General features: G+C 45.5%; 19 protein-coding genes. 5 read left to right on the top strand and 14 right to left on the bottom strand.

Annotated features, from left to right (window positions below):
- Positions 1 to 19: 19 nt before the first annotated feature.
- The 6 genes from KDK17_RS12735 to KDK17_RS12710 all read right to left on the bottom strand — a co-directional run bounded on the left by KDK17_RS12735 (position 20) and on the right by KDK17_RS12710 (position 8,278).
- The gene (locus KDK17_RS12735) at positions 20 to 1,843 is read right to left on the bottom strand and encodes an extracellular solute-binding protein (RefSeq protein WP_257288214.1); all 1,824 of its coding nucleotides are present in this window, start codon (positions 1,841 to 1,843) and stop codon (positions 20 to 22) included.
- Positions 1,840 to 3,651 (bottom strand): extracellular solute-binding protein, encoded by a 1,812-nt coding sequence (locus tag KDK17_RS12730; protein WP_257274561.1) that lies wholly within the window; start codon positions 3,649 to 3,651, stop codon positions 1,840 to 1,842. Before KDK17_RS12730 ends, KDK17_RS12735 begins: the two co-directional genes overlap by 4 nt.
- Positions 3,648 to 5,501 carry an extracellular solute-binding protein gene (locus KDK17_RS12725; protein WP_257255634.1) on the bottom strand — a complete coding sequence of 618 codons (1,854 nt, stop codon included), beginning with the start codon at positions 5,499 to 5,501 and terminating at the stop codon, positions 3,648 to 3,650. The genes KDK17_RS12730 and KDK17_RS12725 overlap by 4 nt, the downstream gene beginning before the upstream one ends.
- Before the next feature lie 114 nt (positions 5,502 to 5,615).
- On the bottom strand, positions 5,616 to 7,232 hold the full coding sequence (locus KDK17_RS12720) for a LysM peptidoglycan-binding domain-containing protein (protein ID WP_257255635.1): 1,617 nt from the start codon (positions 7,230 to 7,232) through the stop codon (positions 5,616 to 5,618).
- 42 nt (positions 7,233 to 7,274) lie between these two features.
- Positions 7,275 to 8,057, bottom strand: a complete 783-nt coding sequence (gene gloB / locus KDK17_RS12715; RefSeq protein WP_257279515.1) for a hydroxyacylglutathione hydrolase — start codon at positions 8,055 to 8,057, stop codon at positions 7,275 to 7,277.
- Positions 8,054 to 8,278, bottom strand: a complete 225-nt coding sequence (locus KDK17_RS12710) for a hypothetical protein (RefSeq protein ID WP_257274564.1) — start codon at positions 8,276 to 8,278, stop codon at positions 8,054 to 8,056. Before KDK17_RS12710 ends, gloB begins: the two co-directional genes overlap by 4 nt.
- 12 nt (positions 8,279 to 8,290) lie before the next feature.
- Here KDK17_RS12710 and KDK17_RS12705 point away from each other — a divergent pair, with 12 nt between their 5' ends.
- The 4 genes from KDK17_RS12705 (at position 8,291) to nudC (ending at position 11,038) form a co-directional block, all read left to right on the top strand.
- Positions 8,291 to 9,064: a class I SAM-dependent methyltransferase gene (locus tag KDK17_RS12705; RefSeq protein WP_257255637.1), complete on the top strand. Its 774-nt coding sequence runs from the start codon at positions 8,291 to 8,293 to the stop codon at positions 9,062 to 9,064.
- Entirely contained in the window at positions 9,061 to 9,513 is a 453-nt protein-coding gene (gene rnhA / locus KDK17_RS12700; protein ID WP_257255638.1) for a ribonuclease HI, read from the top strand. The genes KDK17_RS12705 and rnhA overlap by 4 nt, the downstream gene beginning before the upstream one ends.
- On the top strand, positions 9,510 to 10,196 hold the full coding sequence (gene dnaQ, locus KDK17_RS12695) for a DNA polymerase III subunit epsilon (protein WP_257255639.1): 687 nt from the start codon (positions 9,510 to 9,512) through the stop codon (positions 10,194 to 10,196). The genes rnhA and dnaQ overlap by 4 nt, the downstream gene beginning before the upstream one ends.
- Before the next feature lie 65 nt (positions 10,197 to 10,261).
- Positions 10,262 to 11,038: an NAD(+) diphosphatase gene (gene nudC / locus KDK17_RS12690; RefSeq protein WP_257255640.1), complete on the top strand. Its 777-nt coding sequence runs from the start codon at positions 10,262 to 10,264 to the stop codon at positions 11,036 to 11,038.
- A 190-nt stretch (positions 11,039 to 11,228) separates the two neighbouring features.
- Here the strand turns inward: nudC and KDK17_RS12685 are convergent, their stop codons facing one another.
- Entirely contained in the window at positions 11,229 to 13,985 is a 2,757-nt protein-coding gene (locus KDK17_RS12685; protein WP_257276204.1) for an autotransporter outer membrane beta-barrel domain-containing protein, read from the bottom strand.
- Positions 13,986 to 14,353: 368 nt separating this feature from the next.
- On the opposite strand from KDK17_RS12685, the gene sohB reads away from it, so the two are divergent.
- The gene (sohB, locus tag KDK17_RS12680) at positions 14,354 to 15,385 is read left to right on the top strand and encodes a protease SohB (RefSeq protein ID WP_257279510.1); all 1,032 of its coding nucleotides are present in this window, start codon (positions 14,354 to 14,356) and stop codon (positions 15,383 to 15,385) included.
- A 60-nt stretch (positions 15,386 to 15,445) separates the two neighbouring features.
- On the opposite strand, the gene KDK17_RS12675 is transcribed toward sohB, so the two are convergent.
- The 7 genes from KDK17_RS12675 to KDK17_RS12645 form a co-directional block, all read right to left on the bottom strand.
- Positions 15,446 to 16,615 (bottom strand): cation:proton antiporter, encoded by a 1,170-nt coding sequence (locus KDK17_RS12675; RefSeq protein WP_257274353.1) that lies wholly within the window; start codon positions 16,613 to 16,615, stop codon positions 15,446 to 15,448.
- 164 nt (positions 16,616 to 16,779) lie between these two features.
- A complete protein-coding gene (locus KDK17_RS12670; protein WP_257252622.1) occupies positions 16,780 to 17,277 on the bottom strand; it encodes a DUF934 domain-containing protein in 498 nt (165 codons plus the stop codon).
- The gene (locus KDK17_RS12665) at positions 17,261 to 18,916 is read right to left on the bottom strand and encodes a nitrite/sulfite reductase (RefSeq protein WP_257274352.1); all 1,656 of its coding nucleotides are present in this window, start codon (positions 18,914 to 18,916) and stop codon (positions 17,261 to 17,263) included. Before KDK17_RS12665 ends, KDK17_RS12670 begins: the two co-directional genes overlap by 17 nt.
- Positions 18,917 to 19,418: 502 nt before the next feature.
- Positions 19,419 to 19,622, bottom strand: a complete 204-nt coding sequence (locus KDK17_RS12660) for a DUF2970 domain-containing protein (protein ID WP_257275648.1) — start codon at positions 19,620 to 19,622, stop codon at positions 19,419 to 19,421.
- Between the two features lie 100 nt (positions 19,623 to 19,722).
- On the bottom strand, positions 19,723 to 21,180 hold the full coding sequence (locus KDK17_RS12655) for a hypothetical protein (RefSeq protein WP_257288213.1): 1,458 nt from the start codon (positions 21,178 to 21,180) through the stop codon (positions 19,723 to 19,725).
- Between the two features lie 277 nt (positions 21,181 to 21,457).
- On the bottom strand, positions 21,458 to 22,921 hold the full coding sequence (locus KDK17_RS12650) for a hypothetical protein (protein ID WP_257254575.1): 1,464 nt from the start codon (positions 22,919 to 22,921) through the stop codon (positions 21,458 to 21,460).
- Positions 22,922 to 23,188: 267 nt separating this feature from the next.
- Positions 23,189 to 25,150, bottom strand: coding sequence for a cation:proton antiporter (locus tag KDK17_RS12645; RefSeq protein ID WP_257254574.1), 1,962 nt, complete (start codon positions 25,148 to 25,150; stop codon positions 23,189 to 23,191).
- Positions 25,151 to 25,302: the final 152 nt, after the last annotated feature.

Here is a 25,302-nt window from a genome sequence, read left to right as displayed (position 1 = left end):
AAAAGTCGTCTTCAGACTATTAGTGATGGTTCGGACCATCATTAGCAGAGGCTGTTGGTGGTTTTTCTGTCTCATGCCACCATGTAGTCAGATCCAGAGCATAGAGCGGTGTAATCACAGGATGCCTCAGGGTGTCCCGGTAGAGGACATTCCAGGAAGGAGAGTACCAGAGAGGCAGAGAATAGTGTCCCCATAACAGAACTCTGTCCAGGGCATGAACCATGGAAAGCAGTTCTTTACGGCTGGTAGCCGATGGAATCAGGTTAGTTAATTGATCGACTACCGGTGAATGCACGCCCGAGAGATTTCTGGTTCCTGGTTGCTGAACGGTTTCCGATCCCCAGAAAGATGCTTGTTCAGTTCCGGGTGACGCGGTGTGTCGATAGGTGTGCAGTATGATTTCAAAATCCAGTTCACGTAATCTGGCTACCATCTGAAGTGGGTCTGTACGCTGAACATTCAAGGTAATACCAAGATGACTCAGTCCATCCTTAATGGAAAGCAGAACTTTTTCGTGCTCTTCACTGGCCACCAGAGCATTGAGAACCAGTGGTTCACCCCTGGCATTAACCTGCTGATTATTCTTTATCTGCCAGCCCGCCTGTTTTAACAACGTGAGCGCTTTTGCCTTGTTCAATCGGTCGCCCGATGCCAGTCGACTATCAGGTACTTTGAAAGGTTCATGGAAGAGAGCTTTCGGAAGTTCTTGTTGCCAGGGAGTCAGCCATTTGAGTTCATCAGCAGAAGGGGTACCACTGGCCGCCAGTTCAGAGCCTGCAAAAAAACTTTCAGCAGGTCGATACATCCCAAAGAAAAGATGGTTGTTGATCTGCTCGAAGTTAAAAGCATATCCCAGACTTTCCCTGACTCTGGCATCTTTTAGATAAGGTCGCCGTGTATTGTAGGTTAACGTCAGGGTTTGGGGGTTATGGTTCTTTATAACTTCTTGTATCAGACGGTATTTTTTAATGCGGTTCTCGCTCAGCTGAGTATTCCAGATCGTTGGATCTGTGATCAGTCTGAAATCATATTGATTACTGAAGAGTGACTCGAGGAGCACAGATTCGTTTCCGTAATATTCGTACACCATACGGTCAAAATTATACCGACCCCGGTTAACAGCCAGTTCACGAGCCCAATAATCCTTGTTTCTCTTGTAAGTGATGGATCGTCCGGGATTGATTTTAGCCACTTGATAAGGGCCGCTGGTGATGGGGACTTCAAGCCCGGGCGCCGGAAAAACCCTGTCTTTCCAGTAGTGTTCGGGAAGTATGGGCATTTGCCCCAGGATCAGTGGCAACTCACGGTTTTTGTTGTTTTTAAAGGTAAATAGAACCCTCATGGGCGCTGTGACTTCAGCTTTCTCGATATCATCATAGAAATGACGGTAGAACGTTGAGCCTTTCTCCCTTAAGAGATCAAAAGTGAATTTGACATCACTGGCTGACACACTGTGGCCATCGTTAAAGCGGGCCTTGGGATTAATGTAGTAGGCAACCCAGTGGTTATCCGGGTCTAACTCAATGGCTTGAGCAATCAAACCGTATTTACTTAGAGGTTCGTCCCAGGATCTTTGCAGCAGGGTGTCATAGAGCAAGTCGCTGCCAGCGGCTGCTGAACCGCGATCTACAAAAGGTGTAAGACTGTCAAACTGGCCAATCACTGCCTGTCTGAATTCACCGCCTTTTCGGGCCTGCGGGTTGGCGTAGTCAAAGTGTTCAAAATCTTTTTGGTACTTTGGTTCGCCATAGAGACTGATGGCATGCTTCAGAGGGATCTTGTCAGATCCCCATGCGAAACAGGCTGTTACTATCAGGAGTATACCCATGACCAGACGTGTCATTTTGGCTCTTCCTCCCACCAGATACTCAAGTCTATGGGGCCGTATAGACCTTCGTTTTCAGGATAGTTGTAACGGTGTCTGTGTGCTACCCGCCAGTAACGATGATAGAGCTGGGGAATAGTGTAATTTTCCCAGAGCAAGATACGATCCAAAGCCCTTGTGGCTGCTTGTAACTGGTCGATCGATTCAGCCTTGATAATATGCTCAATCATGGCATCAACAGCAGGGTGATTGACACCTGCCAGATTCTGGGTGCTTTGCTCATTGGCACTGCTGCTGCTCCAGTATTCTCTTTGCTCGTTGCCAGGCAGATCAGGCTGGTGGAAGGTTCTGAGCAGCATATCGTAATCCTGATTGCGCACTCTTCGAACGTACTGGGAGACATCCACCGAGACGATCTGCATATCAATACCGAGTATCTTCAGATTACTCTTGAATGGTATGGCAACACGTTCCTGTTCTGGCACTGCCAGCATCAGTTCGAACTTCAGTGGCTCGCCGGTTTCCTTGTTGACCCTTTTGCCATTTTTGAGTTCCCAGCCTGCCTGTTTTAGAAGGCGATTGGCATAACTGAGTTGCTTCCGAATATTACCAGTGCCATCCGTTTTTAAGCCTGTCCAGGATTGTTTAAACAGTCTCTCAGGAAGGATATTTCGATAAGGCTCAAGCAGTTTGACTTCAGCCTTATCGGGTATTCCTGTTTGGGCAAACTCCGTACCGGCAAAAAGACTCCCGGGCACTGAATAGATACCATAAAGGAGGTTAGCGTTGGTCCAGGCTGCATCATAACCCTGACTGATCGCTTCTCTGACGCGTTGATCCTGAAAGAGGTCTTTTCGACTGTTAAAGATAAACGACTGAACCTGAAAGCTCTTGCGCGGGTAATTTTTCTTGATAATCTTCCCGGTATCTATGTCTTTTCCCTTGTATGCATAAGTCCAGTTTTTAGCCAGATTCTCGACTCGGATATCATATTGCCCAGCAAGAAAAGCTTCCAGAGAGAGGGTAGAGTTCCTGAAATACTCCAATTTGATCTGCTCAAAGTTATTTCGACCAATATTCACTGGCAGTTTTTCAGCCCAGTAATGCTTGTTTCGCTCAAGAAACACGCTCTTGCCAAGCTCGTATTGTCTGATGCTGTAAGCGCCTGAGCTGACAGGAATATGGATCGTATGATCGTCTCCCCGGGACTGTTGCCAGTAGCTGTTGTGAATTACGGGTAACTGGGCCAGTCGAAAGGGCAACTTCTTGTCTTCAGGGGTATTCAGGGTAAGTTTTACCCGGTTTCCGGGTTCAATTTTTATTTGATCAACATCCTTTAAAAGGTGTTTAAAGTTGGAGAAATCACCATTTTTGTATTGAAGAAAGGTATCTCTTATGACCTCGGCATTAATTGGGCTGCCATCGGCAAAACGGGCTTTTGGGTTAATAACAAAGCGTATCCAGCGATTGTCATCAGGGTATTCGACACGTTCGGCGATCAGAGGATAAAGACTGCCGGGCTCATCCCGACTGGCATACATCAGGCTGTCATAGATGTAAGGACCAACGGCTGCAGGTAGTCCTTTGGCACTAAAGAGGTCAAAAGTGTCATAGGTACCAAGAGCAGCGAGTCTGACCTTGCCCTGACGGGGAGCATCAGGATTGATATAGGAAAAGTGTTGAAAGTCAGCAGGATATTTGGGAGTGCCGATCAGGTTAATAGCATGACTGTTGTGATAAGGTTGCTGAATACCGGCCTGAGCAGAAGCGTAAAAGCAGGCAAGAATCAGAGCAATAAGAGTATGTGCCCATGGTTTAATAGTCATTCTGTTCTCTGTTTTGAGCCAGCTGAAGATTTGGGTTTCATCCACCATGACGTAAGACGAATACCAAAGGGTGGGAAAGTTTCAGGAGTTTGCAGGTGCTGCCAGTATGCGATTCTTATAAAACGACCCTGCCAGTTAGGAATGAAGTAATGCTCCCAGAGCAAAAGACGATTCAAAGCCTGCATCGCGGTATAAAGATCCTTTTTACTATGGGCTGAGAGCGCATGATCAATCAAGGCATCAATGGCCGGGTTATGAATTCCGGCAAGGTTCTGGCTGCCTTTAATATCTGCAGATTCTGAATGAAATAATCCTTTGAGGTGTTCGCCGGGGAGATAAGGTACCATCAGGGTTGTTTGAACCATATCAAAATCCCTTTCTCTCAGTCTTCGCTGGTATTGGCTCAGGTCTGTAGCCCGAAAATCCATTTTGATTCCTACACTGGCAAGGTTGGCGGCAAAAGGGAGTATGAAACGGTCAGCCAGTTTTGAGTAGTGAAGAAATGTAAAGTGGAAGGGTTCATTTCGAGCGTTTAATAATTGCCCCTGATGGTAATGCCAGCCGGCCTCTTTCAGGAGTTTAAGGACTTGTCTTCGTTGAGCTGTGATATTTCCATCCCCGCTTGTTTTTGAGAGCTCGAATGGCCTGGAACAGAGCTCCGGTGGCAATATCGATCGAAAAGGTTTAAACAGTTCCTGTTCGTTCTGTGTGGGAAGGGCAGAAGTATTATTCTCATGGGCACTAAAGAAATGGGTGGTTCGGATATAGGCGTTATAGAAGAGCTTTGTTGAAGACCATTCCCAGTCGAACAACAGGCTGATAGCCTGCCTGACTCTTCGATCCTGAAACAGTGGGGATTTGAGATTAAAAACAAAGAACCTTCTGCCATAGTGCATTTTGTCCGGAATATTCAGCTTGATAACCTTGCCCTGTTGCATGGCTGGAAAGTCATAACCTGTTTCCCAGTTTTTCGCCTCACCTTCGTAGTGGACATCAATCTCGCCTTTTTTAAAAGCCTGGAAGCTGACATGACGGTCACGGTAAAAATTCAGAGTGACTTTGTCAAAATTATAAAGGCCTCTGTTAACAGCTAGCTCGGCTCCCCAATAGTCCGGGACTCGCTCGTAGACGATGGTTGCACCCGGTCTGACCCTGGCAATCTTGTATGGACCACTGAGTAAAGGTGGTATGAGTGTGGTTTTTGAAAAATCACGATTCTGCCAGTAATGTTTTGGTAACACAGGCAGCTCACTGAGTTTAAGTGGGAGTGCTTTAGAGGAAGAGGGTTTCAGAAAGAAGTGGATGATGTACCGATCTTCAATTTGGATGCGTTCAACCTGCTCCAGTGCGAGTTTGAAGTTTGGGTGTCCCTGTTCCAGCAGTATCTTGTAGGAAAACTCAACATCTTCGGTGGTAATCGGGTGCTGGTCATGGAAACGGGCATTTTTTCTCAGCTTGAATGAGAGCTTTTGTTTTTCCGGATCGTAGGCCACCGCTTCAGCTATCAGACCATAAGCCGTACTTTTATGTTCCATGGAGGGGGCATAAGGGCCAGTGCCCACCATCAAGGGCTCGTTTAACTCCAGAAAGCCGAAGCGGTAAGTATTATTTGCCTGTGTGGGGGCTATTCCACTTGCACTATATGGATTCAGAGTATTAAAGGTTCCCAGGGCTGCCAATCGCAAATGGCCACCTTTGGGGGCTTCAGGGTTGACGTATTGGAAGTGCTTAAAATCTTTTTTATAGAGCGGTTCGTCCATGATGGACAGATGGTGTTGCCACTGCTCACTTTTGGCAATTGCCAGCATTCCTTGTAAATAGAGCAGTAAAAATAGCGTCAGTGGTTTCAATGATGCTCCCCGGTAATATTAAACCGAATGAACTTGACATCGACAATTCAAGGGAGCGCTTTACAGGGAAGGATGTCAGACCCGTGAAAAATCGGGTCTGGGCATCTTGGCTGATTATTCGTAAGCGCGCGCCACATCAACGTAGAGAGTCAATCGTTGGCCGGGCTGCAGGTATTTGCTGTCAAAGGTGTTCCAGGTTTTGATCTGAGCTACCGCTACATTGAACTTGTCAGCGATACGGGACAGGGAGTCACCACTGCGAACCTTGTAATTGACCTTGCGAACAACACCGTTCCGGGCAGCATTGGTTTTGCTCCATACCACCAGTTTCTGTCCGATTCTGAGATTATCTCTGGGTGACATGCCATTCCAGCGAGCCAGTTCCTGAACGCCAGTGTTGTACTTTTTAGCTATGCTCCAGAAGCTGTCTCCTGATTTAACGGAGTAATTCAATCTTTGCCGACCGGTGCGCTGGGTGTTTTGTTTGGCGATGCGACGCTGTGATGCTGTCAGGGCATACTTTTCCTTCTCTCTGGCGGGGACAGGAATCAACAGGCTCTGCCCAACCCTGATCAAGTCTGTATCCATCTTGTTAACTTCCTTGATGAATTTGGACTTGGTATTGAAGGTATTGGCAATCTTGCTGAGGCTATCACCCGACTTCACGGAATAACGGCGCCATTGCATACGTTTCTCCGTAGGCAATCGAGCCAGTTCAGTTTGGAAGGATTCGGCCCTTGCAATAGGAATCAGTAGATAGTGAGGACCAGAAGGTGGGGTAGACCAGCGATTAAGCCCGGGATTCAATCGATATAACTCATTCAGACTAATACCTGACAACTTGGCTGCCTTGGCCATGTCAAGCTGACCACCGGTTTTAACCTTGGCAAAATGTGGTTTGTTCGGAATAGGCTTCAGCTTGATACCGTATTTTGCCGGATTACGAACGATCTTGCCCAAGGCGATCAGCTTAGGGACGTAGGCGGTGGTTTCACTTGGCAGGTCAAGATGCCAGAAACGAGTCGATTTACCCTGTCTCTTGTTCTTGTTGACCGCATTCATAACCCGTCCGGGCCCTGAATTGAAAGCAGCCAGCGCTAATTCCCAATCATCAAACATATTGTTGAGACTGACCATATAGTCGAGTGCTGCGCGGGTAGCTTCAACCACATCACGACGACCGTCATACCACCAGTTCTGCTTTAGTCCGTAATGTTCTCCAGTAGCTGGCATGAATTGCCACAAGCCGGATGCACCTGCATGGGAATAAGCAAATGGATCGAAGGCACTTTCCACTATGGGCATTAATGCCAGTTCCAGAGGAACGCCACGTTTCTCGGCTTCCATCAGGATGAAGAAGAAATAGGGACTGGCGCGATCAGAAACCCGGTCAAAGTAGCCCTGGTTTTTCTTATACCAGCGCAATTCTGCCAATACCCGGGGATGATTATTATCCAGGTCCATGGCGAGACCTCGACGGGTCCTGTCCCAAAGGTCAGTTGCTGGTTGCTTGGCTACCTGCTTTCTGACCGCTTTCTTGGCCATTTTGCCTTTGGTAACATTTTGCTCAGCTTTGACCGGTGAACTGGTACCCGCTTGTTCTGTAGAAGTACTCATACAGCTTGTAAGAGTCATAACGAGTGTGGCGGCGCCAAGGACTCGAACCAGGGGTTTAACTTGAGGTCCGGTATAACGACCGGACGCCTGCTCTGTATTCAAAGGTTCAGACATAAAAAATTTATTTATCGTGAAGGAACACAATGTTTATCGTCATCAAAACTGATCCTTCCAATGACGTAATGCTCCAAATACCTCTGCATCGTTTGACAGGACAGTACATGGGGCGTGCTCCTTTACTGCAGTAATGACACTATGTTGGTCAATACGCAGGAATGGATTGATGGTAAATTCCAGCTCCAGGCTGGAAGGCAAGCTTGGCCTGCCCTGTTCGCGAAGCTGAATGACTTTATTGCGATACTCCTTAATAGAGGGGTTAGCGGGTTCTACGGCCCGGGCAAAAGCCAGGTTAGCCAGAGTGTATTCATGTGCACAGTATACCCGGGTGTTTTTGGGCAGAGAACGGAGTTTATTCAATGAGCTCAGCATCTGTTCAGCAGTCCCTTCAAACAGTCGACCACAGCCAGCTGAAAATAGGGTATCGCCACAAAACAGGATGGGGTCGTCCTGATCTGGATTGGCGAAATAGGCAATATGATCAAGCGTATGACCAGGCGTTTTCAGAATGTTGAATTCGGTGCCGAGCACTGTCAGTGTCTCTGTGCCATTCAGGGGGTATGTAATACCGGAAATTTCAGCATTATCAGGGCCATAGACGGGAATATTACGGTCTTTTGTCAACGCTTGTATACCATTCGTATGATCCCAGTGATGATGGGTAATCAGAATGCCCGATAACGCCAGATTCAGACTTTTCATTGCTTTCTCAACCACGTCAGCTTCACCGGGATCAACAACCAGGCACTGTTGACTGCCGCTTTCAGAAAGCAGCCATATGTAGTTATCTTGAAAAGCCTTGATAGCTTGTATGTGGATCATAGGACATTCTGTCGGGTGATAGTCAATAACATTCTAATGTCTGGAATGGCCAGACAATCAATTTTACAGATTTTGCGTATAAAGTCTGTACTGTTTTCTTTACCATTGTTATAAGGGATGACACCGATGCTGGTCGAATCCTGCCGTGCCAGATAAGATGTGTAATTGAGCAGGACTATATTCTGGCTCGAGGTTTTTGCTGATTTGACTACAGCATACATGGAAAAAGCCTGATGCAATGGTTTAAAAAATCGACCGGACCTGAAATGCCTCAAAAGTTGCGGGCCCTGCAGGAGTGGATGCAGTCCGGCGCAGGAGAGTTTGTGCTCAAGGCAGAAGGCTGTCACATAGAACATGAGTTAAAGTATATCTTTGGTTATCACGCTGTCGAGTTATCCGTATCCCCGACTTCTTCTCTGCTGTCAGGCTCTCAAGTCAGCCGGAACTTCCGGTTTCACCCTTTGAACACTGAACCAGTGTCTTCATTACTGCTTGATCCTTACCACTGGCCGATTGCTCCGGGCAGCCTGGATCTAGTCTTGCTGCATCATATGGTAGAAGTGTCTGATCGTCCGCACCGGCTTCTCAGCGAAGCCGGTCATACCATCATACCCGGAGGCAAGATGATTGTAGTGGGTTTTAACCCTTTGAGTCTCTGCAATATCAAGCGGATGATACTTCCGGGTTATCGAAAGTTGTTCCGTGGGGTTCAGTTCATCAGTCCCAGCCGGATGAAAGACTGGTTAACCCTGCTGGGATTCAGTGTTGAGAAAGTGATTCATGGTGCCTATCTGTTCCCCTCCAACCACTCTGCAATGGGTTTGAAGACGGAAGTGATTGAACAACGCTGTCACAATTGGATGCTGCCCTTTGGCAGTTTTTACATCATAGTTGCTACCCGGGAAGTGCCAGGCATGACACCGATCAAGCCTGTCTGGTCCTCAGTGGGGCAATCCCTGGTCGGAAAGCCGATTACAGGGTCCAGCCGGGTGGGAGATAATCGTTGAGCAAGCTAGTTGAGCTTTTTACAGATGGTGCCTGTAAAGGAAACCCTGGCCCCGGAGGTTGGGGGGTGGTATTGCGTTATGGCACTGCTGAAAAAGGACTGTATGGCGGTGAAAAGGAAACCACCAATAACCGTATGGAATTGATGGCCGCTATTATGGGACTGGAAACCTTGACACGGACCTGTACGGTCCGTGTCACGACAGATTCCCAATATGTACGAAAGGGTATTACCGAATGGCTGAATGGCTGGAAACGCAAAGGCTGGAAAACAGCAGCAGGTAAATCCGTAAAAAACAAGGACTTATGGGAGCGGCTTGATGTTCAGAATACCCGCCATAAGATTGAATGGTGCTGGGTGAAAGGGCATGCAGGACATCGGGAAAATGAAATGGCCGATGAACTCGCCTGTCGCGGTGCCCAAGAGATTATTGAAGGTAAGAAGCAATGAGCCGCCAAATCATAATGGATACGGAAACCACCGGTATCGACCCTTCACAGGGCCACCGAATTGTCGAAATCGGTTGTGTGGAGATGATTGACAGGAAGCTGACGGGCAATACCTATCATGTCTATATCAATCCTGAGCGGCATATGGATGATGAGGTTATTCAGGTTCACGGTATTACCAACGAATTTGTTCGGGACAAACCGCTCTTTGCAGCAGTGGCCAAAGACTTTCTGGATTTTATCAAGGATGCTGAACTGATTGCTCATAACGCCCCCTTTGATGTTAACTTTCTCAACCATGAGCTGAAGTGGCTGGACCCCGGCCTCGGACAGGTAGAGGACTACAGTAAAATTACCGACTCCCTTGCCATAGCAAGAAAGAAACACCCAGGTCAGAAAAATAACCTGGACGCACTGTGTAAACGTTATTTTATCGATAACTCAGCCCGTACCTTCCATGGGGCGCTTCTTGACTCTGAAATATTGGCTGAAGTATATCTCGCCATGACCGGTGGCCAGACTTCGCTGCTCTTGGGTGGAGCAGGAGAGGGGACAGAGGATGATGTAACGGTTATCAGACGTTTATCTTCAGACAGGCCTGCCTTGAAAATCATCAAACCGACCGATGCTGAATTAAAACTGCATCAGGAAAAACTGCAAAAAATAGGTCAGCAAGACTGGTGATTGCTTTTGATAAATGAAGTTTGCAATGGCCAACGATTGATTCATCAACGAGAGCTGTGACATTTATGCCATACCAACCTGCAAGTGGCTGGACTCAGAAAGGAGACCAGTCTGATCGTTTTTTGATTCTTTCTGGTCATGACATCGTGATGAATCCTGATGGCGGGTTCCTCTGGGAGAATCGCTCCTGGATGGATGGCCTCGAAGCGATCAGAACCGGAACACTGGACAAGTATTCGGTCTCGGTTATAAAAACAGACCGTATTCCAGATGAGGGCAGTGCCATTGACGCCCGACAGTATATGGCAATGCAGCCTGAATCAATGGTGGCATTATACAGCCATGCAGCTCAAATCTTGAGATCAAGGAGAGACCACCAATTCTGTGGCCGCTGCGGTAGCCCGTGCATGTCAGGCGAAGGGGACTGGGCAATGTCTTGCCCAGCTTGTGAGATGACTTACTATCCAAGGATATCTCCGTGCATCATTGTTCTTATTCACAAAGGTGATGAAATATTGCTCGTTCGTCATAGACGACATTTGCGAAATACGACAATGCATACGGTTATCGCCGGTTTTATAGAGCCAGGAGAGAGTGCAGAGGAAGCTGTAGTGAGAGAGATCAGGGAAGAAGTCGGTCTGGAGGTCGGTGAAATAAAGTACCAGCTCAGTCAGAGTTGGCCATTTCCTCATGCCTTGATGCTGGGCTATCACGCCGAATATAAATCAGGGGAGATTTTTCTTGAAGAGAAAGAACTTGTGAGCGCTGAATGGTTCCAGAGAAATAACCTACCGGACGTTCCGCCTAAATTCACAATAGCCAGGCATTTAATAGATAAATAATATTATACAATCATATTTTTAAAAAATAACAATTAAACGCTCCGTGCAAAATCTAAACAGTCAGAAAATACTGTCGAACCAATAGTAAACAGCACGCAGTCGTCTGAGTCCAATGTGAAGGATTGGCAATCAAACCAAACATGGGACTGATAAAACCATTGCAACGATCTACCTTGAGAGGATTCAATAATCAGAATAAATAAGCCAGATTAAGCCCAGCGCGATAATCATGCCCCTCCGATCTAATGGTATAACTTGCATCAGTACCTAGATTAAATGACTTTGTCAGATTGATGTTATAGCCTGCTCCAAACATCAGAGCATGCGGGCCTCGGTTCTGCCCGGAAAATTCGTCCTTGTTCTGGCCAGCTAAGCCTGCATCTAAGTCATGAGTTTCTTTTCGATTAGCTGTTATGTCAAACTCATAGCGAATTCTAAAGTCGACATAACCGGGTTTTTCTGCAATTGAAGCTTCAATCAAAGTATCTAACCCGGCTACCAGAACTAGAGATTGAGCGTCTGCACTATCGATTTCATAGTCATAATCTTCACCTCCGCGACTTTCCTTAATAGCACCTTGATCAAGGTAGGTGTAGTTAAACCCAAATATTGAAGCCAACAGTAAGCTGTCAGACTGTTTAAATACATCTTCAACTTGAATGCCCAGGGTGAGAAGAGTTTGCTTGTATTGTGATTCAGAAGCGCTTGTGCTTTGCCCACTTGTATTGATATTAGCTCTTTTGGATTCAAAGTCATTCTGGGACAGAAACATCATGGTGTTCATTCTATATCTTGAGTTAAATTGCCAGTTAAAATAGCTGCCTACTAGCCAGCTATCAGCGTTGAACTTTTGATTGATATGATCGTGCTCTTTTAATTCGGGATTTCCTGTGCCTACAAAAAAACCAAGAGTCTGTTGGCTTTGATTGAAAGCGTCTAAACCAAGAAGCAATAAACTTTGACTGTATTCATAATTCCCAGTTTTTCCTGAGTCCCCATCGACTTTACCGTTGGTGTTTAATGTAGAAAGCCATAAACGTTTTTTGGTATCAGGGTTAATCACTTGGGTAAGGTTGCGTGAGGTGATTTTACTCAAGCCATTATCAAAGACGGCGTTAGCAACCAAACTGTTAAATTCAAGAGCAACACTCATATTAGAGGCATAAGCTTCAGGGTTATTATTAGAAGCCATATTAGCTAAATCCAAGCCAGTCAGCCCTTGAAAAAAACTATTGTTTTCAAGCTGTTTTTCTGAAGGGGCTTGAGTGCCGGTTAAGCCCGTAACTTTTTCGATATACTGAGCAGCAGCCAATTGTTTATTTTTTGAAGCTCCATTAACTGCTTTTGTATCAATCCTAGCTATGGTTTCTGTGGCTTGTTGAACGGTTTTTACACCAAACTCTACAGTGACATCAGTATCTGTGATTGTGGTTTTAGATGTGTCTACCTCTATAAAGGGATTAAAGCTTTGGGGGTCTTCATTTATCTGAGTCTCGGTCAAAGATGATAGTCCTGAACCAGCTCTTAAAACGGTAAACCGTTTGCCATGAAGAAATTCATCAGGTGAAGCATTTGTTTGCAGGTTATATAGACCGATTGTGGTCGTTTTATTTACATTGATTTTTGAGTTAGCTATGACGCTGTCGTGAGTCAGGCCTTCTTTTGGGATAGCACTTAAAGTCGGATCTAATTCAATGGAAATTTTAGTATTTGAAAAATCAAGTGTGCCTGACCCATTGACATATAAAACACCTATGCCGTTATCGCCAGGGGCTAATTGAATGATTCTATATACAGTGCTATTGCCTAACTCAATACGCCCTGCGCCGGCAATCCTGTTAATTGCACGGGTATTGCCTCCCTGGCTGACATTGAGAGTGGTGCCATCGTTGATATAGAGCCAACCCGAATTGCTAAGGTTGGCGCTGCCTATCAAGCTTAAAGTGCCTTCTTCAATATGAATATCACCACGAAAACTGCTGTTAATTCCCGCTAAACTGACATTGGATGTCCCTTTTTTAATAATTTTCCCGTCACCATTGAACTCAGCGCCTGATACAGTGCCGTCAAAACTTTGATTAAAGATCAGCGTGCCACCAATATCGACTCTGCTGCCATAAATAAAAGGCTTTGTGGTGATCTCTAATGTACTGCCCCGGTTCACTTCAATATATTCAAAACCATCTGTGAAACCTATGGTGCCACCAGTTCCAGCATTTCTAATATCACCTGTAAATGTCCACTTTCCTGGGCCGTCGATATGTAAACTTTCTATGGGCTTGCCATTAGAAGTAACGAAATCGCCATTATAGACATAATTGTCATTATCTTTTGTGTGTATATATAAGCTCCCTTGCTCGAAATCCCTTTTAGGGCCAAAGTTATTCATGACGGTTTCACCTTCACCTGTAATAGCCCTTAATGACATGTAGTAACCAGTTATATTCGATGTGTTGTAATCAATTTGTAAGGCTGAGTCATTTTCAATATTAATAATGGCGTTATCATAATGAAATCGAGGTGTTGAAGAGCTATTATTGAAGCTGACAAGCTCTAATTTACCTTTGTTTATAATGTTGACGTCACCTTCGATAGTAGATCCAAATTCAGAACCAATGATAAACAGACCATTGCTGGAGTCATTGCCATTAACGGTCAGGCCACCAAAAATATATGTGTTCATATAAAGCAATTGAATGGGTGATTTGGTGATATTAACGGTGAGGCCACTGCTATAGTCAAATGTTCTTATTTGTTCGCCGTTTATAACACAAGTGTCTGCAACCCCGTCATTACGGCTGTTTAAGATCGTATCATCAGGCGTTGTAGGAAAATTTCTGAAGTCTTGATTTTTGCCATTATTAACTTCACAAGCTGTGTCAGCAAGGGCGTGATTACAAAGTAAGCTTAAGACAAGCAGAACGGTACACATGTGTCGTTTGATCATAGTCACTCAACTAAATCATGTTTAGTGCCTGCACGTAGCATAGACTAAGGAACTTGAGAGTGAGGTCTGAACCACTCGACAGTTTCATGCTTACGTTAAATCAGAGCACTTTTCAGGGAATATCTTCGGGATCTATAGGATTTTTTATCGCTCTTGTGGCCCCTGTGCAGATGAATCCTGTGCTGCCCATCTCACGTGATCGACGCTGATAACGTTATTTTTGGGCTCGCTGCTTACAAGAGCTTCAGAGGTGTCTGTTTTTGGTCTGGACAACTGGAAATGTAAACCATTGCCTAAACCCATAAAACAAATTCTCTTTTTCAGGTATCCTTAAGCACTCATTTTGACATGTATCATGGGAGGCTCTCTTGGAGTATCTGGCGGAATACGGCTTATTCCTTGCCAAAGTGGTCACATTTGTTGTGGCACTGCTGATCATCATTGTTGCCGTAGCAGCAATGGGAGAAAAATCCAAAAAGATCAGTAAAGGGCATCTTGAAATCAAGAAACTGAATGAACACTTTCAGCACCTGAAGGATGATCTTCAGCATGCGACTCTCGACAAGGAAGGCCTGAAGCAGCTGGCTAAGGAAAAAAAGAAAGCTGACAAGGAAAAGAAAAAGGATAAAGAAAAGGAAATAAAACCACGCCTGTATGTCCTTGATTTTCATGGCGATATGAAAGCTTCTGCGGTCAAGTCTCTTCGGGAAGAGATCACCGCAGTACTCTCTGTTATCACAGATAAGGATGAAGTACTTCTTAAGCTGGAGAGTGCTGGAGGCATGGTTCACGCCTATGGTCTTGCGGCTTCCCAGTTACAACGTATCAGAGATCGTGGTGTTAAGTTCACCATTGCAGTCGATAAAGTGGCTGCCAGTGGTGGTTATATGATGGCCTGTACGGCTAATCAGATTGTTGCTGCGCCTTTTGCCATAATTGGCTCCATAGGGGTTATGGCTCAGCTGCCCAATATCAACAAATTGCTTAAGAAACATGACGTTGATATTGAACTGCACACTGCCGGTGAATTTAAACGCACTCTGACAGTTCTTGGTGAAAACACTGAAAAGGGCCGTGATAAGTTCAAGCAGGATATTCAGGATACTCATGAGCTGTTCAAAGATTTCATCAAGGAAGAACGTGAGCAGGTGAACATAGAAGAGATCGCCACCGGTGAAATCTGGTATGGCCGTCAGGCAATTGCGAAAAACCTGATTGATCAAGTCATGACCAGTGATGAATATATCTATAGCAAGGTAGACTCAGTAGACATTATTCAGGTCAGCTATGAAGTGAAAAAGGGAATGGCCAGCAAACTGGGCCTGGCCGCTGAAACGACTCTCGATAATGCCTTTGGAAAAATCTGGGAAAGATTGTCTCAGGGTCGATACTTTTCTTAACTGCTCCAAAGTTGTCTGATCGGGATAGAGCGTAGCTGTGAGGCTACGCCCTATCCCGATTTAGTCTCTTCTCAGCTTTTCCGACACAGCTATGGGTGATTCATAATTAAACACTACAACGTAGGAAGAGATGATTAAAGTCAGTATGGCAGTTGCCTGGACGACGTGAGCTGCTATCTCCCCGATTAACATCTGTCCCGTTGCCAGTACTGCAATCAGAATAGAAAACTCACTGGTCTGGCCCAATCTGAAACCTACTTCCCATGCCGTTGATTTTTTCTCATTGGCTCTCAGCAAAATACCAAATGTGGCGGGTTTAAGAAGCAGACAAATAACTGTCATGATCAGGGCAGGTAGCCAAACATCTCCAAACAAATTCAGGTTAAAGCTGGCACCGATTGAGAAGAAGAACAGAACCAGGAAGAAATCTCTCAATGGCTTTAGATTAATGGCAATGTATTGAGAAATCGGGCTGGTAGCAATGCTGACCCCGGCAATAAAGGCACCAATTTCATAGGAAAGATTCAAGGCATGGGCCAGTTCAGCGAAGCCAAGACACCAGCCAATGGCTAACAGGAACATGTATTCATGAAACCGGTCAAAGCGTGCCATCAATGGCAACAGAGCATAACGAACTGCCAGAAAAGCCGCAGCTATGATCATGGGTAATGCGGCGAGAGCCATCAGAACGTCCATTCTACTGTTAGCAAATCCACCATCAAAGTTGTAAAGCAACAGGAGAACCAGAATCGCCAGCAGATCCTGCAAAAGCAGCAGACTGACAAGAATCTCTCCGGTATGTTTGTGATGCAGTACCGTGGTTGGCAATAATTTGATACCAATAATCGTACTGGAGAACATCATTGTAGCACCGGTTATGACGGCTTCTTTTTGGCTGAAACCAAATGCCAGCCCCAGTCCATAACCGGTTAGTGCAAATATGATCGAACTGATGAGTCCTACCGTAGCTGTTTTCTTGAGCAGATGACCAAGGTGAGCAGGCTGCATATCCAGTCCAAGCAAAAACAACAGGAATATAATTCCGACGTGAGCAATATCATTTAAAAGCCCGGTATCCGTAACCATTTCCATGCCATAGGGGCCGAGGAAGGCACCCAGTACGATGTAGGCAACCAGAAGAGGTTGACGGGTAAATAGCGCGGCAGTAGCGAGTATTGCAGCACCACTGAAGATAAGAAAGAAAGAGAAGAGCAGGGAACCACTTTCCATTAGACTCGCCAGATAAATGATTGTTTATAAAAGGGCTATTCCAGCCCGCATTTTGCTTGAAGCTAAAAGACCAAGTATATACCCAAGGTTGGGAGTCCGGTAAACAAGAGAAGGGTAGGGCTGCAGATTGGATTGCAGCCCTTAACAAGATGGATCAGGCTCTTCTAAGATACCTTTCTTTTTCTATAGAGTGGTTCAGGGTCATCACTGCTTCCCTGATACCTGAGGCTAAAAGTATCCAATGCCTTGATAGCATCTTCTGCTTTTTGGTCTTCTCTCAGGTAATAACTTGAAAAGCCACAACGCTGCAACATGAAAATCTGATCGATAAGCACGTCACCCACGGCTCTGATATCCCCTTTGTAATGATAACGGTCCCTGAGGATGCGGCAGAGAGAATAGCCTCTACCATCAATAAACTTGGGAAAATTAATGGTGATCAAGTCGAAGCTGGACAGTATGTCAGCATAACTTTCGACATTGTCATCACTATCAAGGAACAAGCCTGTTGGCTGCTGCTTTTGTTCAAGCAGTTTCTCATGTTGATCGAGTTCCCTGGCCGGGATCAACAGTGTCCCTGTAAATGCCAGATCTTCAGATTCAGAATCCAGAATCTGGTAATCATCCTCAAAAACTTCGTTATTTTTAAGCAGCCTGGGCATACACACGCTCCTTGAAAGGGGTTATGCCAATGCGCTGGCAGGTATCAATAAACAGTTCATCTTCACGACGCTGCTCTATGTAAACATTGAGGATTTTCTCAAGCACGTCAGGAATTTCTTCACGCTTGAAGGACGGTCCAATAATCTTGCCCAGGGTTGCCCCTTTTGAAGCAGAGCCACCGACCTGAACCTGATAATATTCAATGCCTTTTCTGTCAACACCCAGAATACCTATATGACCCACATGGTGATGGGCACATGCATTCATGCAACCTGAAATGTTCAGGTCCAGCTCACCGACGTCATGCAGAAAGTCGATATCGTCGAACTTGCGCTGAATCTCTTCTGCCAGGGGAATAGATCGAGCATTGGCCAGTGCACAGAAATCACCACCCGGGCAGCAGATCATGTCGGTTAATAGGCCACGATTGGCCGTCGCCAGACCGACAGCTGACAATTTTTCCCAAAGTTCAATCAGTGCCGTTTGTTCGACGTCTGCAAATATCAGATTCTGCTCATGGCTGACTCTGAGCTCTCCAAGACTGAACTGATCGGCAAGATCAGCAATCACATCCAATTGTTCTGCAGAGACATCACCAGGAGCCTCCCCGGTAGCTTTCAATGTCACAGTAACGGCACAGTAACCCGGTTTCTTATGGGCAAATACATTCTGCTTCAGCCAGGAATGGAAACCTATCGGTGCTTGCAAAGCAAGATCATTAAAGTCCTGATCCACCAGACCTTTGTATTCCGGATCAATGAAGTGCTGGCTGACACGCTCTATTTCGGCTTCAGGCAAGAGAGATGCAGAGTCTTTGATCTGCTCCCATTCTGATTCCACTTTCTCGGTGAACACCTCAGGTGTCATTGCTTTTACAAGAATCTTGATGCGCGCCTTGTATTTGTTATCACGACGACCATAGCGGTTATAAACCCTCAGAATGGCATCCAGATAGGTCAACAAATGCTCAGGCTCTATGGACTCCCTGATGACACTTGCCACCATGGGTGTTCGTCCCAGTCCACCACCGGCCAGTATCTTGAATCGAACATTGCCATTCTCATTTCGGAAGGCATGAACACCAATGTCATGAACCATAGTGGCAGCACGATCTTCTTCAGAACCACAAACGGCGATTTTGAATTTTCGGGGCAGAAAGGCAAATTCCGGATGGAATGTGGACCACTGACGGATGATTTCACACCAGGGTCTTGGATCTACAATTTCATCTCGGGCAACACCGGCAAACTGATCGGTAGTCGTGTTACGAATACAGGCTCCACTGGTCTGCACTGCATGCATCTCAACTTCCGCAAGATCAGCGAGAATTTCAGGAACCTGCTCAAGCAGAGGCCAGTTCAACTGAACGTTTTGACGGGTAGTGAAGTGCACGTAGCCCTTATCGTATTTGCGCGAGATTTCAGAGAGTCTTCTGACTTGGCGGGTATTCAATAAACCGTAAGGAATTGCGATCCGCAACATGGGAGCAAAACGCTGGATATAGAGGCCATTCTGCAGACGCAGGGGCAAAAAATCGTCCTCTGCGATCTCACCGGCGAGGTAACGTCGAGTCTGGTCTCTGAACTGACTCACTCTTTCGTCGACGATGCGTTGATCGTACTCATCGTATTTATACATGGGAATAATTTTCTAATTGAGTTGGCGAGCTATCCAATGGCCTGTCTCCGTTAGGCCTCAGGAAATCTGTTTCAGGCTCGATGCAGATTCCAGCCACGACCGAGAATACAAAAGATACCAGTATTTTTGAATTTGTAATAAAAAATTTTTTTATATAACTAGATGAAAACAGCATATCCGAACGAATCTATGCATAAGAGAGATTGATGATACCGATCCGATTCCAAGCTACGGGTACACTATTTCAGATGAATGCCTCAATCAAGACCTATGTTGTGGAAAAGGATCATCAAGCCGGGCAACTGCTAGTTGCCCAAAGACTGATAATCGGCTAGCTTGGAGTAGCGCTATCAAATAACTGAATGTCAAGTAACTGATTGAGGGGATGATGAATGGCTCAGGGAAAACCCACGAAAGACAGTACTGTTGATGCTATTGCAGCTGTTTCAATCGTGATGCTGGTTGTTGTTACTGCCGTATATTGGGTCAGTCATCAATAAGTCTACCCAGACTGACTGAGCACCAGTTTCACCACCAGCATTAAGATCAGAATAAAAACAAGTGTTCCAATCATACCGGCGATGATGAAGTGCGCCGGACGCCCCTGAGAGAAATCACGCTTCCGTTTTTTTTCACTTTGTACACCAAACGCCGACGCCAGAGTGCTCTGCAACGTTGAAAGAAAGCCTGTGCCATTTGCCATCATAGTTCTCCATTCCGTGCCTGTGTCATCTTATTGCATCCCTGCGATGAAATCACAAGTGATCTGACAAGAGAAGACCTACCATGACGCAATCAAGTTAAAATCACCTTAATATAGTTGTATGAAAGTAAAACTCAGACAGTGTCATAAAAGCCGTACTTGCCAAAATCATCAGATATTTTGCGTAGCGGTAACTGAATCCAGACGCAAATGCCCTGTTGAATGAATAGTTACTGTAACTCATAAAAAGGGCACCACCCGTTAACGCTGTATACCGGCTAAGATCGCTGGCACCTTGGGCAATCAGATATTTATCGACACCGTCAACCAATGCATACCCGGCGCCTTTTATGTAATGTCCACCACATACAGTCATCCCCAGCGCGTTCAAAGCTTTTCCTATGGCAACCTGTGTCATCGCTGACGGAATATAAGAAAGGCCAGATGTCACTTTTTTAGCCGGTTCCAGTGATGTAGCAGGAACAATGGTCATATCAGCTTCTCCCAGAATACGATGGAAAAACAGTTGAATGCAGACGCCATTCACACTGATCGAGCATGAGAGCAGGTGATCGGCCGGTACAGCCATCAATAAGTGGTTGGCATAGTTATTTCCTGTAAAAGCTGTTACCAGTAACTTTGTCCCGTAGGGAAGGGCTGTTATCAGGCTGGTAAACAGCGAGGATTTTATTTTATGAATATCACTGTCGGTCTCATTAGCAAATACTCTCTGTTCTGCGACCTCGCCAATCGCTTTGGTCGCAATATTTGCAAACAGCTTCCAGGCGTAAAATACCCGCACATCTGCCCCCGACATCTTTCTCTTGTCCAGAGTCAAATTATCCCAGTAATATACGTAGGTAACATAAATAGCGAGGCTCAGAGCGAAGCCGGTAGCATCTAACTGAGGTGTAACGTAAGCCAACTTATGATCTCTGATCAAAAGCGGTATTGTATCCCCCATTGCGAGGGCCTCTGCCAATACGTGGGCGTTGGTGAAATGCCCATAATATCCGTCACTGGTATCAATGGGGCCCGACTGGAATAGCAGCGTATTGAATAGACTGAGAATAACAGTCAGTGATTTACCGGTGTAGTAGACAATGTTATCCCTTATGACCAGATTGTCTCCATTCTCTTGATTTCGATAGACATGAACTCGATCCATCCAGTCCTGATCAAGGTCAGGTAGATCTGATTCTTGTAATGAAGCTGTTTCTGTTGTTGAAACAGAAGCAGAAGGACAAGACATACTTGCAATACAGTGTGAATCAGATTCTTCTTCTAAGCCAGAATGTGCGTTACTACCTGATTTATCGATTTTCGATGAGTGATAAGAGTCTGTGTTTACTGTGGCTGGCCTTAAATTCAGAAGTACCGTAAATCGTATAATCTCTGTCAGCTGCTTTGATGATTCCCGCTGATTGAACAGGTAAACCTCAACATCACATTTGCGACTTTGCCTATTACAGGGTACTCGAATTTCATGATCCAGACTTCTTTCCTTAAGCTGGTTGGATAATGTCGTATCCAGAAATGTTCTTGCCTCTTGCAAATCCATTTCCGGTAGCTCAGTTATTATAAATTCTCCAGATTCATGCTGTTTTTGAAGCTCCACGCTGAATGGTTGATGAGACCAGAAAAGGTTCACATTCACTTCTGGTTCAAGCCCTGGTTTCGGGTCAGAATTCAGGGAAGGAGTGTAAAGAGAAGTGCTGAGATTGAACTTCGACTGAGCGGCACAAAGAGAGGTGAAGCAAAACAATAAAACCAGAAAAAAAAACTGCTTGATCAATGATTGCATGTAGCATCCCTAAATAACAGAACCGCACAAATAGTTATGGGTCAAGATGGTTGAGACCTTTGGCTCTTGGTTTACAGACATAGTCATAATTCCCCATTAAGCTGTGTCCAAGAGCCAATATTTTTCCTGCAGCAGGATAAGAATGACTGACCAGTGTAGAACCGCCTTCATATATCATGATTAGCCCGGAGCCCTGGAATAGGCTCGTCATAACTATTCCGGGGAAGTAATAGAGGTTCAGGAAAAGCGAACCTGCCGTAATTGTTCCTCCCAGGGTAAGTCCTGCTGTATCTTTAGCGGCCGGGTGATCGAAAAGATTTCGACCCAGAGTGATTGCCATTTCTGTATTAATCAGACCCGCTGCTTCAACAGCATTTACGAGATAAATCCAGGTCAGACCACTGGAATATTTCAATAAAGCCAGACCGCCGATGCTGGCCATCGAAACAGAAGCTACACCTTTACAAAAAACCAGCTTTTCTGCTTCATCATAGTGAGCATGGGGCAAAACCTGATCAAAGTTTGCCATGCAGTAATTTTCAAGAGAGCCAATCGATTCATAGGCCGCACTGATCATCATTCCTGCTGAGAGGGATACATGGTAGTATTTTCGACCGACGTAATGAGCCATGGCCCATGAATATTGCTCAATATCTTTGGCGTTTACGCCGTCCATAGCTGCTGAGTTAAGCAGACCAGTTTTTACCACTCCAGCCAGAACAGCTGTGTAGATAATGGTTACATCTCTTGATGCAGCAGCAGCAGCTTCATAGATTGTATAACCCTTACTTAGATAACCATTTTTGAGGTGAGTTCTCAGGGCTGACGCCACGTTGCTGGTAACACCAATCGATTTCGCACCGATGGCAAAATTTTCCAGTATATTCACCCCGGGTCCTGGGGACGGATTGTTGGCATTATAAAATTCAGCGAGTAAATTGAGGCTGACAAATGACAGGCTTGTCATCGCGTAACCGGCGAAAGGCTCTTCCTCATAAAGCTGAGTATTGTTGCTGCTTGCCGTTGTTGTGCGATCTGACTTGTTTTCAGCTTTTTGGTATTGCGCAGCAGATAGAGTGTATTCATTGGTATAGCTTGCCTGAGGTATGGACCAGGAAAGAATTGTGACCAGGTTCAATAGAAAAATAGGCTTGTGCCAGTAATTACGAGGATTCACTCCGCCTGATACTGATTGGGTTAAAGCTGTTCCCAATAATCCAAAGCCACCAAGCTTTATTAATGCAGTGGATGGCAGACTTTTAAAATAATTAAAATTTGTCTCGTAGTCATTGCAGAAAAAAGGCTCTTCCTGCTGAATAAGAGAAGCATTCTGGGGCGGTTCTGATTTATAAGCAATTGGGCGCGCTTCCATACCTGAAAAGTAGGGAGGCATATAGAACTCAAGGAAGAAGGCGTGACTATCAAGAGGTTTAACAGTCAGGACCGACACCAGCATAAAAAGCAAAGAGAGAGAGCACTGAGTCGATCGAGTGGCCATAGTAGTTCACCTGTATTATTTATATAAGTTATTGTTAACCGCCTGTTTTTTCCGAGATTCCTTTCACAAATACTATTATAGTGCCTGTTCGAACGGTTATTAAGTTATTCTTGTATCATATTGAAATTAATGAACTTATTTTTATTATATTGTGGATTATTTCTACCGTTAGGCAGTTATCTAACTCTGGACAGAGTTTAATTTCGAGAAAGAATTTTAAGATTTTTTTAAGAAAGTGGCAGCCCATATTTCATGGCTGCCACAGGATCAGATAAGGTTCTTTTCAGATTGCTGCATGGGTGCGAGAGGTCCCGTCAGAATAACAATATCGTCTTGTTTAAGAGCATCCACATCTTCCGGATCCAAACTTTGGCCGTCTCGTTTCACTTCAACAACAGAAACATCTTGTTCAAGTGGTAAATCACAGGGATCCAATCCTTCACAGGTGTTACCCCGACAAACGTTAACGGCATGGCGCAGAGAGGTTTCTTCACTATCTGCCAGAACATCTTCATAGCCCGGATAGTAACCATTGAGAATATCGTACTGTTGTTCTCTGGCTTTATTGATCTTGCCCCTAACCTGATTGGGATCCATGCCCAACATTAACAGAACATGCTTCACAATCAACAAGCTGGATTCGAGCACTTCGGGAATAACCGCTGTGGCACCAGCGTTTTTAAGTGAGGCTGTCAGACTGTCATCCTGAGTTCTTACCAGAATAGGAATATCCTGATAATGGGAGCGAATCGTTTTGACGATTTCCAGAGCATTCTCACTGCGATCAATGCAGATAATCACTTGTCTGGCACGTTTCAAACCGACGGACTCCAAAAGCTCTAATCGACGAGAATCACCATAAAAGACGGGTTCACCTGCAAGCCCGGCTTCATGAACATGCAGAGGGTCATTATCGATTGCTACAAAAGCCAGCTTTTCTTGCCCCAGGAATCGGCTTATAGTCTGTCCCACGCGCCCGTAGCCACAAATCAGGGTATGCTGCCTGATGTGAGAGACCTGCTGCTCAATATCGCCCTGATCAATTTGAGACTGTTTAGCTTCTTGTTTCTTGTATAGAAGATTGACAATTTTGCTGCTGTTTCTGATGAGCAACGGCGCCAGAATCATGGAAAGAATGGTAATAGCCAACACCACAGAAGCTCTCTCCCCTCCCGTCTGACCATATTGAGTAGCCAGGGCAATGAGGGCAAAACAGAATTCGCCCCCTTGAGCCAGCGCCAGGCCAGTTTTTAGTGAAGTGCTTTTTTTCTCTCTAAGCATTCTTGCCAGTAGCGTAATGATACCCAGTTTGAAGAGAACCAGACCCAAGGTACCCAGAATAATTGCTGGCCAGAACTTCAGCAGAATATTCAGATCAAGCATCAACCCAACGGAGACAAAGAACAGTCCCAGTAAAATATCCCGGAAAGGACGAATATCCGCTTCCACCTGATGCTTATAGTTACTCTCTCCCATCATCATCCCGGCAATAAAGCCACCCAGAGCCATAGATAGACCCAGAACATGGGTTAGCCAGGCAGCCATCAGGGCAATCATGAGCGCAGTCAATACAAATAGCTCTTCAGAACGAGCCCTGGCCACTTCGTTGAAGACCCTGGGCAGAATCCATTTACCAACAGCCATCATGAGAAGAACAAAAAGAAGGCCTTTGGCCAGAGCCATGCTGATGGTGGTGAAAACTGACTTATCACCCGCACCCGCCAGCGCTGGTACCAGAATCAGGAATAGAACCGCTGCAATATCCTGAAATAGCAGCACGCCAATCGCCATCTGGCCCTGACGACTGCGAATTTCATTACTCTGGGTCAACTCTTTAGAAACAATCGCAGTAGAAGACAGAGCAAGAGCGGCTGCAACGATCAAAGCTTCTTTTACTGATGTTCCAACCAACAGCAGAACCGCAAATATTCCTGCCCCACATAACAGGACCTGCCCGCCCCCAAGTCCGAACACTTCCCGCTTCATGGACTTCATTCGTTTGAGCGAAAACTCAAGACCCAGGGTAAACAGCAGGAAAACCACGCCAATTTCGGCCAGCAGGCTGATATCAAAGCTATGATCAATCAAACCTGTGGCGGTAGGGCCAAGTACGATACCCACGGCCAGGTAGCCAAGACTCTCTGGCAGATTCAGGCGATGAAACAGTGCAATGGCTCCCACGGAGAGAGCCAGGATTAACATCAATTGATTGAAAAAGGTAAAGTCCATCGTTTATCAGGCCTGATTATTCTTTTTTACAGTGAAAATGCAGCTCTGTAGCACCTCAATAGTTTGGGGTGAGCTGAATGAACGGTTACAATTGTATCCGACTCAGGAAACCGTTTTTCAGAAACAGTTGCAACTGGCTGTTGAATCGGGCC

It is taken from the genome of Endozoicomonas sp. SESOKO2 (genome assembly GCF_024606245.1).
GTDB lineage: Bacteria > Pseudomonadota > Gammaproteobacteria > Pseudomonadales > Endozoicomonadaceae > Endozoicomonas_A.
The sequence above is the reverse complement of the archived record's forward strand: the minus strand, read 5'-3'. Positions and strand labels throughout refer to the sequence as shown.

Coding starts and splice junctions, on each gene's coding strand:
- KDK17_RS12735 (WP_257288214.1), bottom strand. CDS start 1,843: ATGACACGTCTGGTCATGGGTATACTCCTGATAGTAACAGCCTGTTTC.
- KDK17_RS12730 (WP_257274561.1), bottom strand. CDS start 3,651: ATGACTATTAAACCATGGGCACATACTCTTATTGCTCTGATTCTTGCC.
- KDK17_RS12720 (WP_257255635.1), bottom strand. CDS start 7,232: ATGTCTGAACCTTTGAATACAGAGCAGGCGTCCGGTCGTTATACCGGA.
- gloB (WP_257279515.1), bottom strand. CDS start 8,057: ATGATCCACATACAAGCTATCAAGGCTTTTCAAGATAACTACATATGG.
- KDK17_RS12710 (WP_257274564.1), bottom strand. CDS start 8,278: ATGTATGCTGTAGTCAAATCAGCAAAAACCTCGAGCCAGAATATAGTC.
- KDK17_RS12705 (WP_257255637.1), top strand. CDS start 8,291: ATGCAATGGTTTAAAAAATCGACCGGACCTGAAATGCCTCAAAAGTTG.
- dnaQ (WP_257255639.1), top strand. CDS start 9,510: ATGAGCCGCCAAATCATAATGGATACGGAAACCACCGGTATCGACCCT.
- nudC (WP_257255640.1), top strand. CDS start 10,262: ATGCCATACCAACCTGCAAGTGGCTGGACTCAGAAAGGAGACCAGTCT.
- KDK17_RS12685 (WP_257276204.1), bottom strand. CDS start 13,985: ATGATCAAACGACACATGTGTACCGTTCTGCTTGTCTTAAGCTTACTT.
- KDK17_RS12675 (WP_257274353.1), bottom strand. CDS start 16,615: ATGGAAAGTGGTTCCCTGCTCTTCTCTTTCTTTCTTATCTTCAGTGGT.
- KDK17_RS12670 (WP_257252622.1), bottom strand. CDS start 17,277: ATGCCCAGGCTGCTTAAAAATAACGAAGTTTTTGAGGATGATTACCAG.
- KDK17_RS12665 (WP_257274352.1), bottom strand. CDS start 18,916: ATGTATAAATACGATGAGTACGATCAACGCATCGTCGACGAAAGAGTG.
- KDK17_RS12660 (WP_257275648.1), bottom strand. CDS start 19,622: ATGATGGCAAATGGCACAGGCTTTCTTTCAACGTTGCAGAGCACTCTG.
- KDK17_RS12655 (WP_257288213.1), bottom strand. CDS start 21,180: ATGGATTTGCAAGAGGCAAGAACATTTCTGGATACGACATTATCCAAC.
- KDK17_RS12650 (WP_257254575.1), bottom strand. CDS start 22,921: ATGGCCACTCGATCGACTCAGTGCTCTCTCTCTTTGCTTTTTATGCTG.
- KDK17_RS12645 (WP_257254574.1), bottom strand. CDS start 25,150: ATGGACTTTACCTTTTTCAATCAATTGATGTTAATCCTGGCTCTCTCC.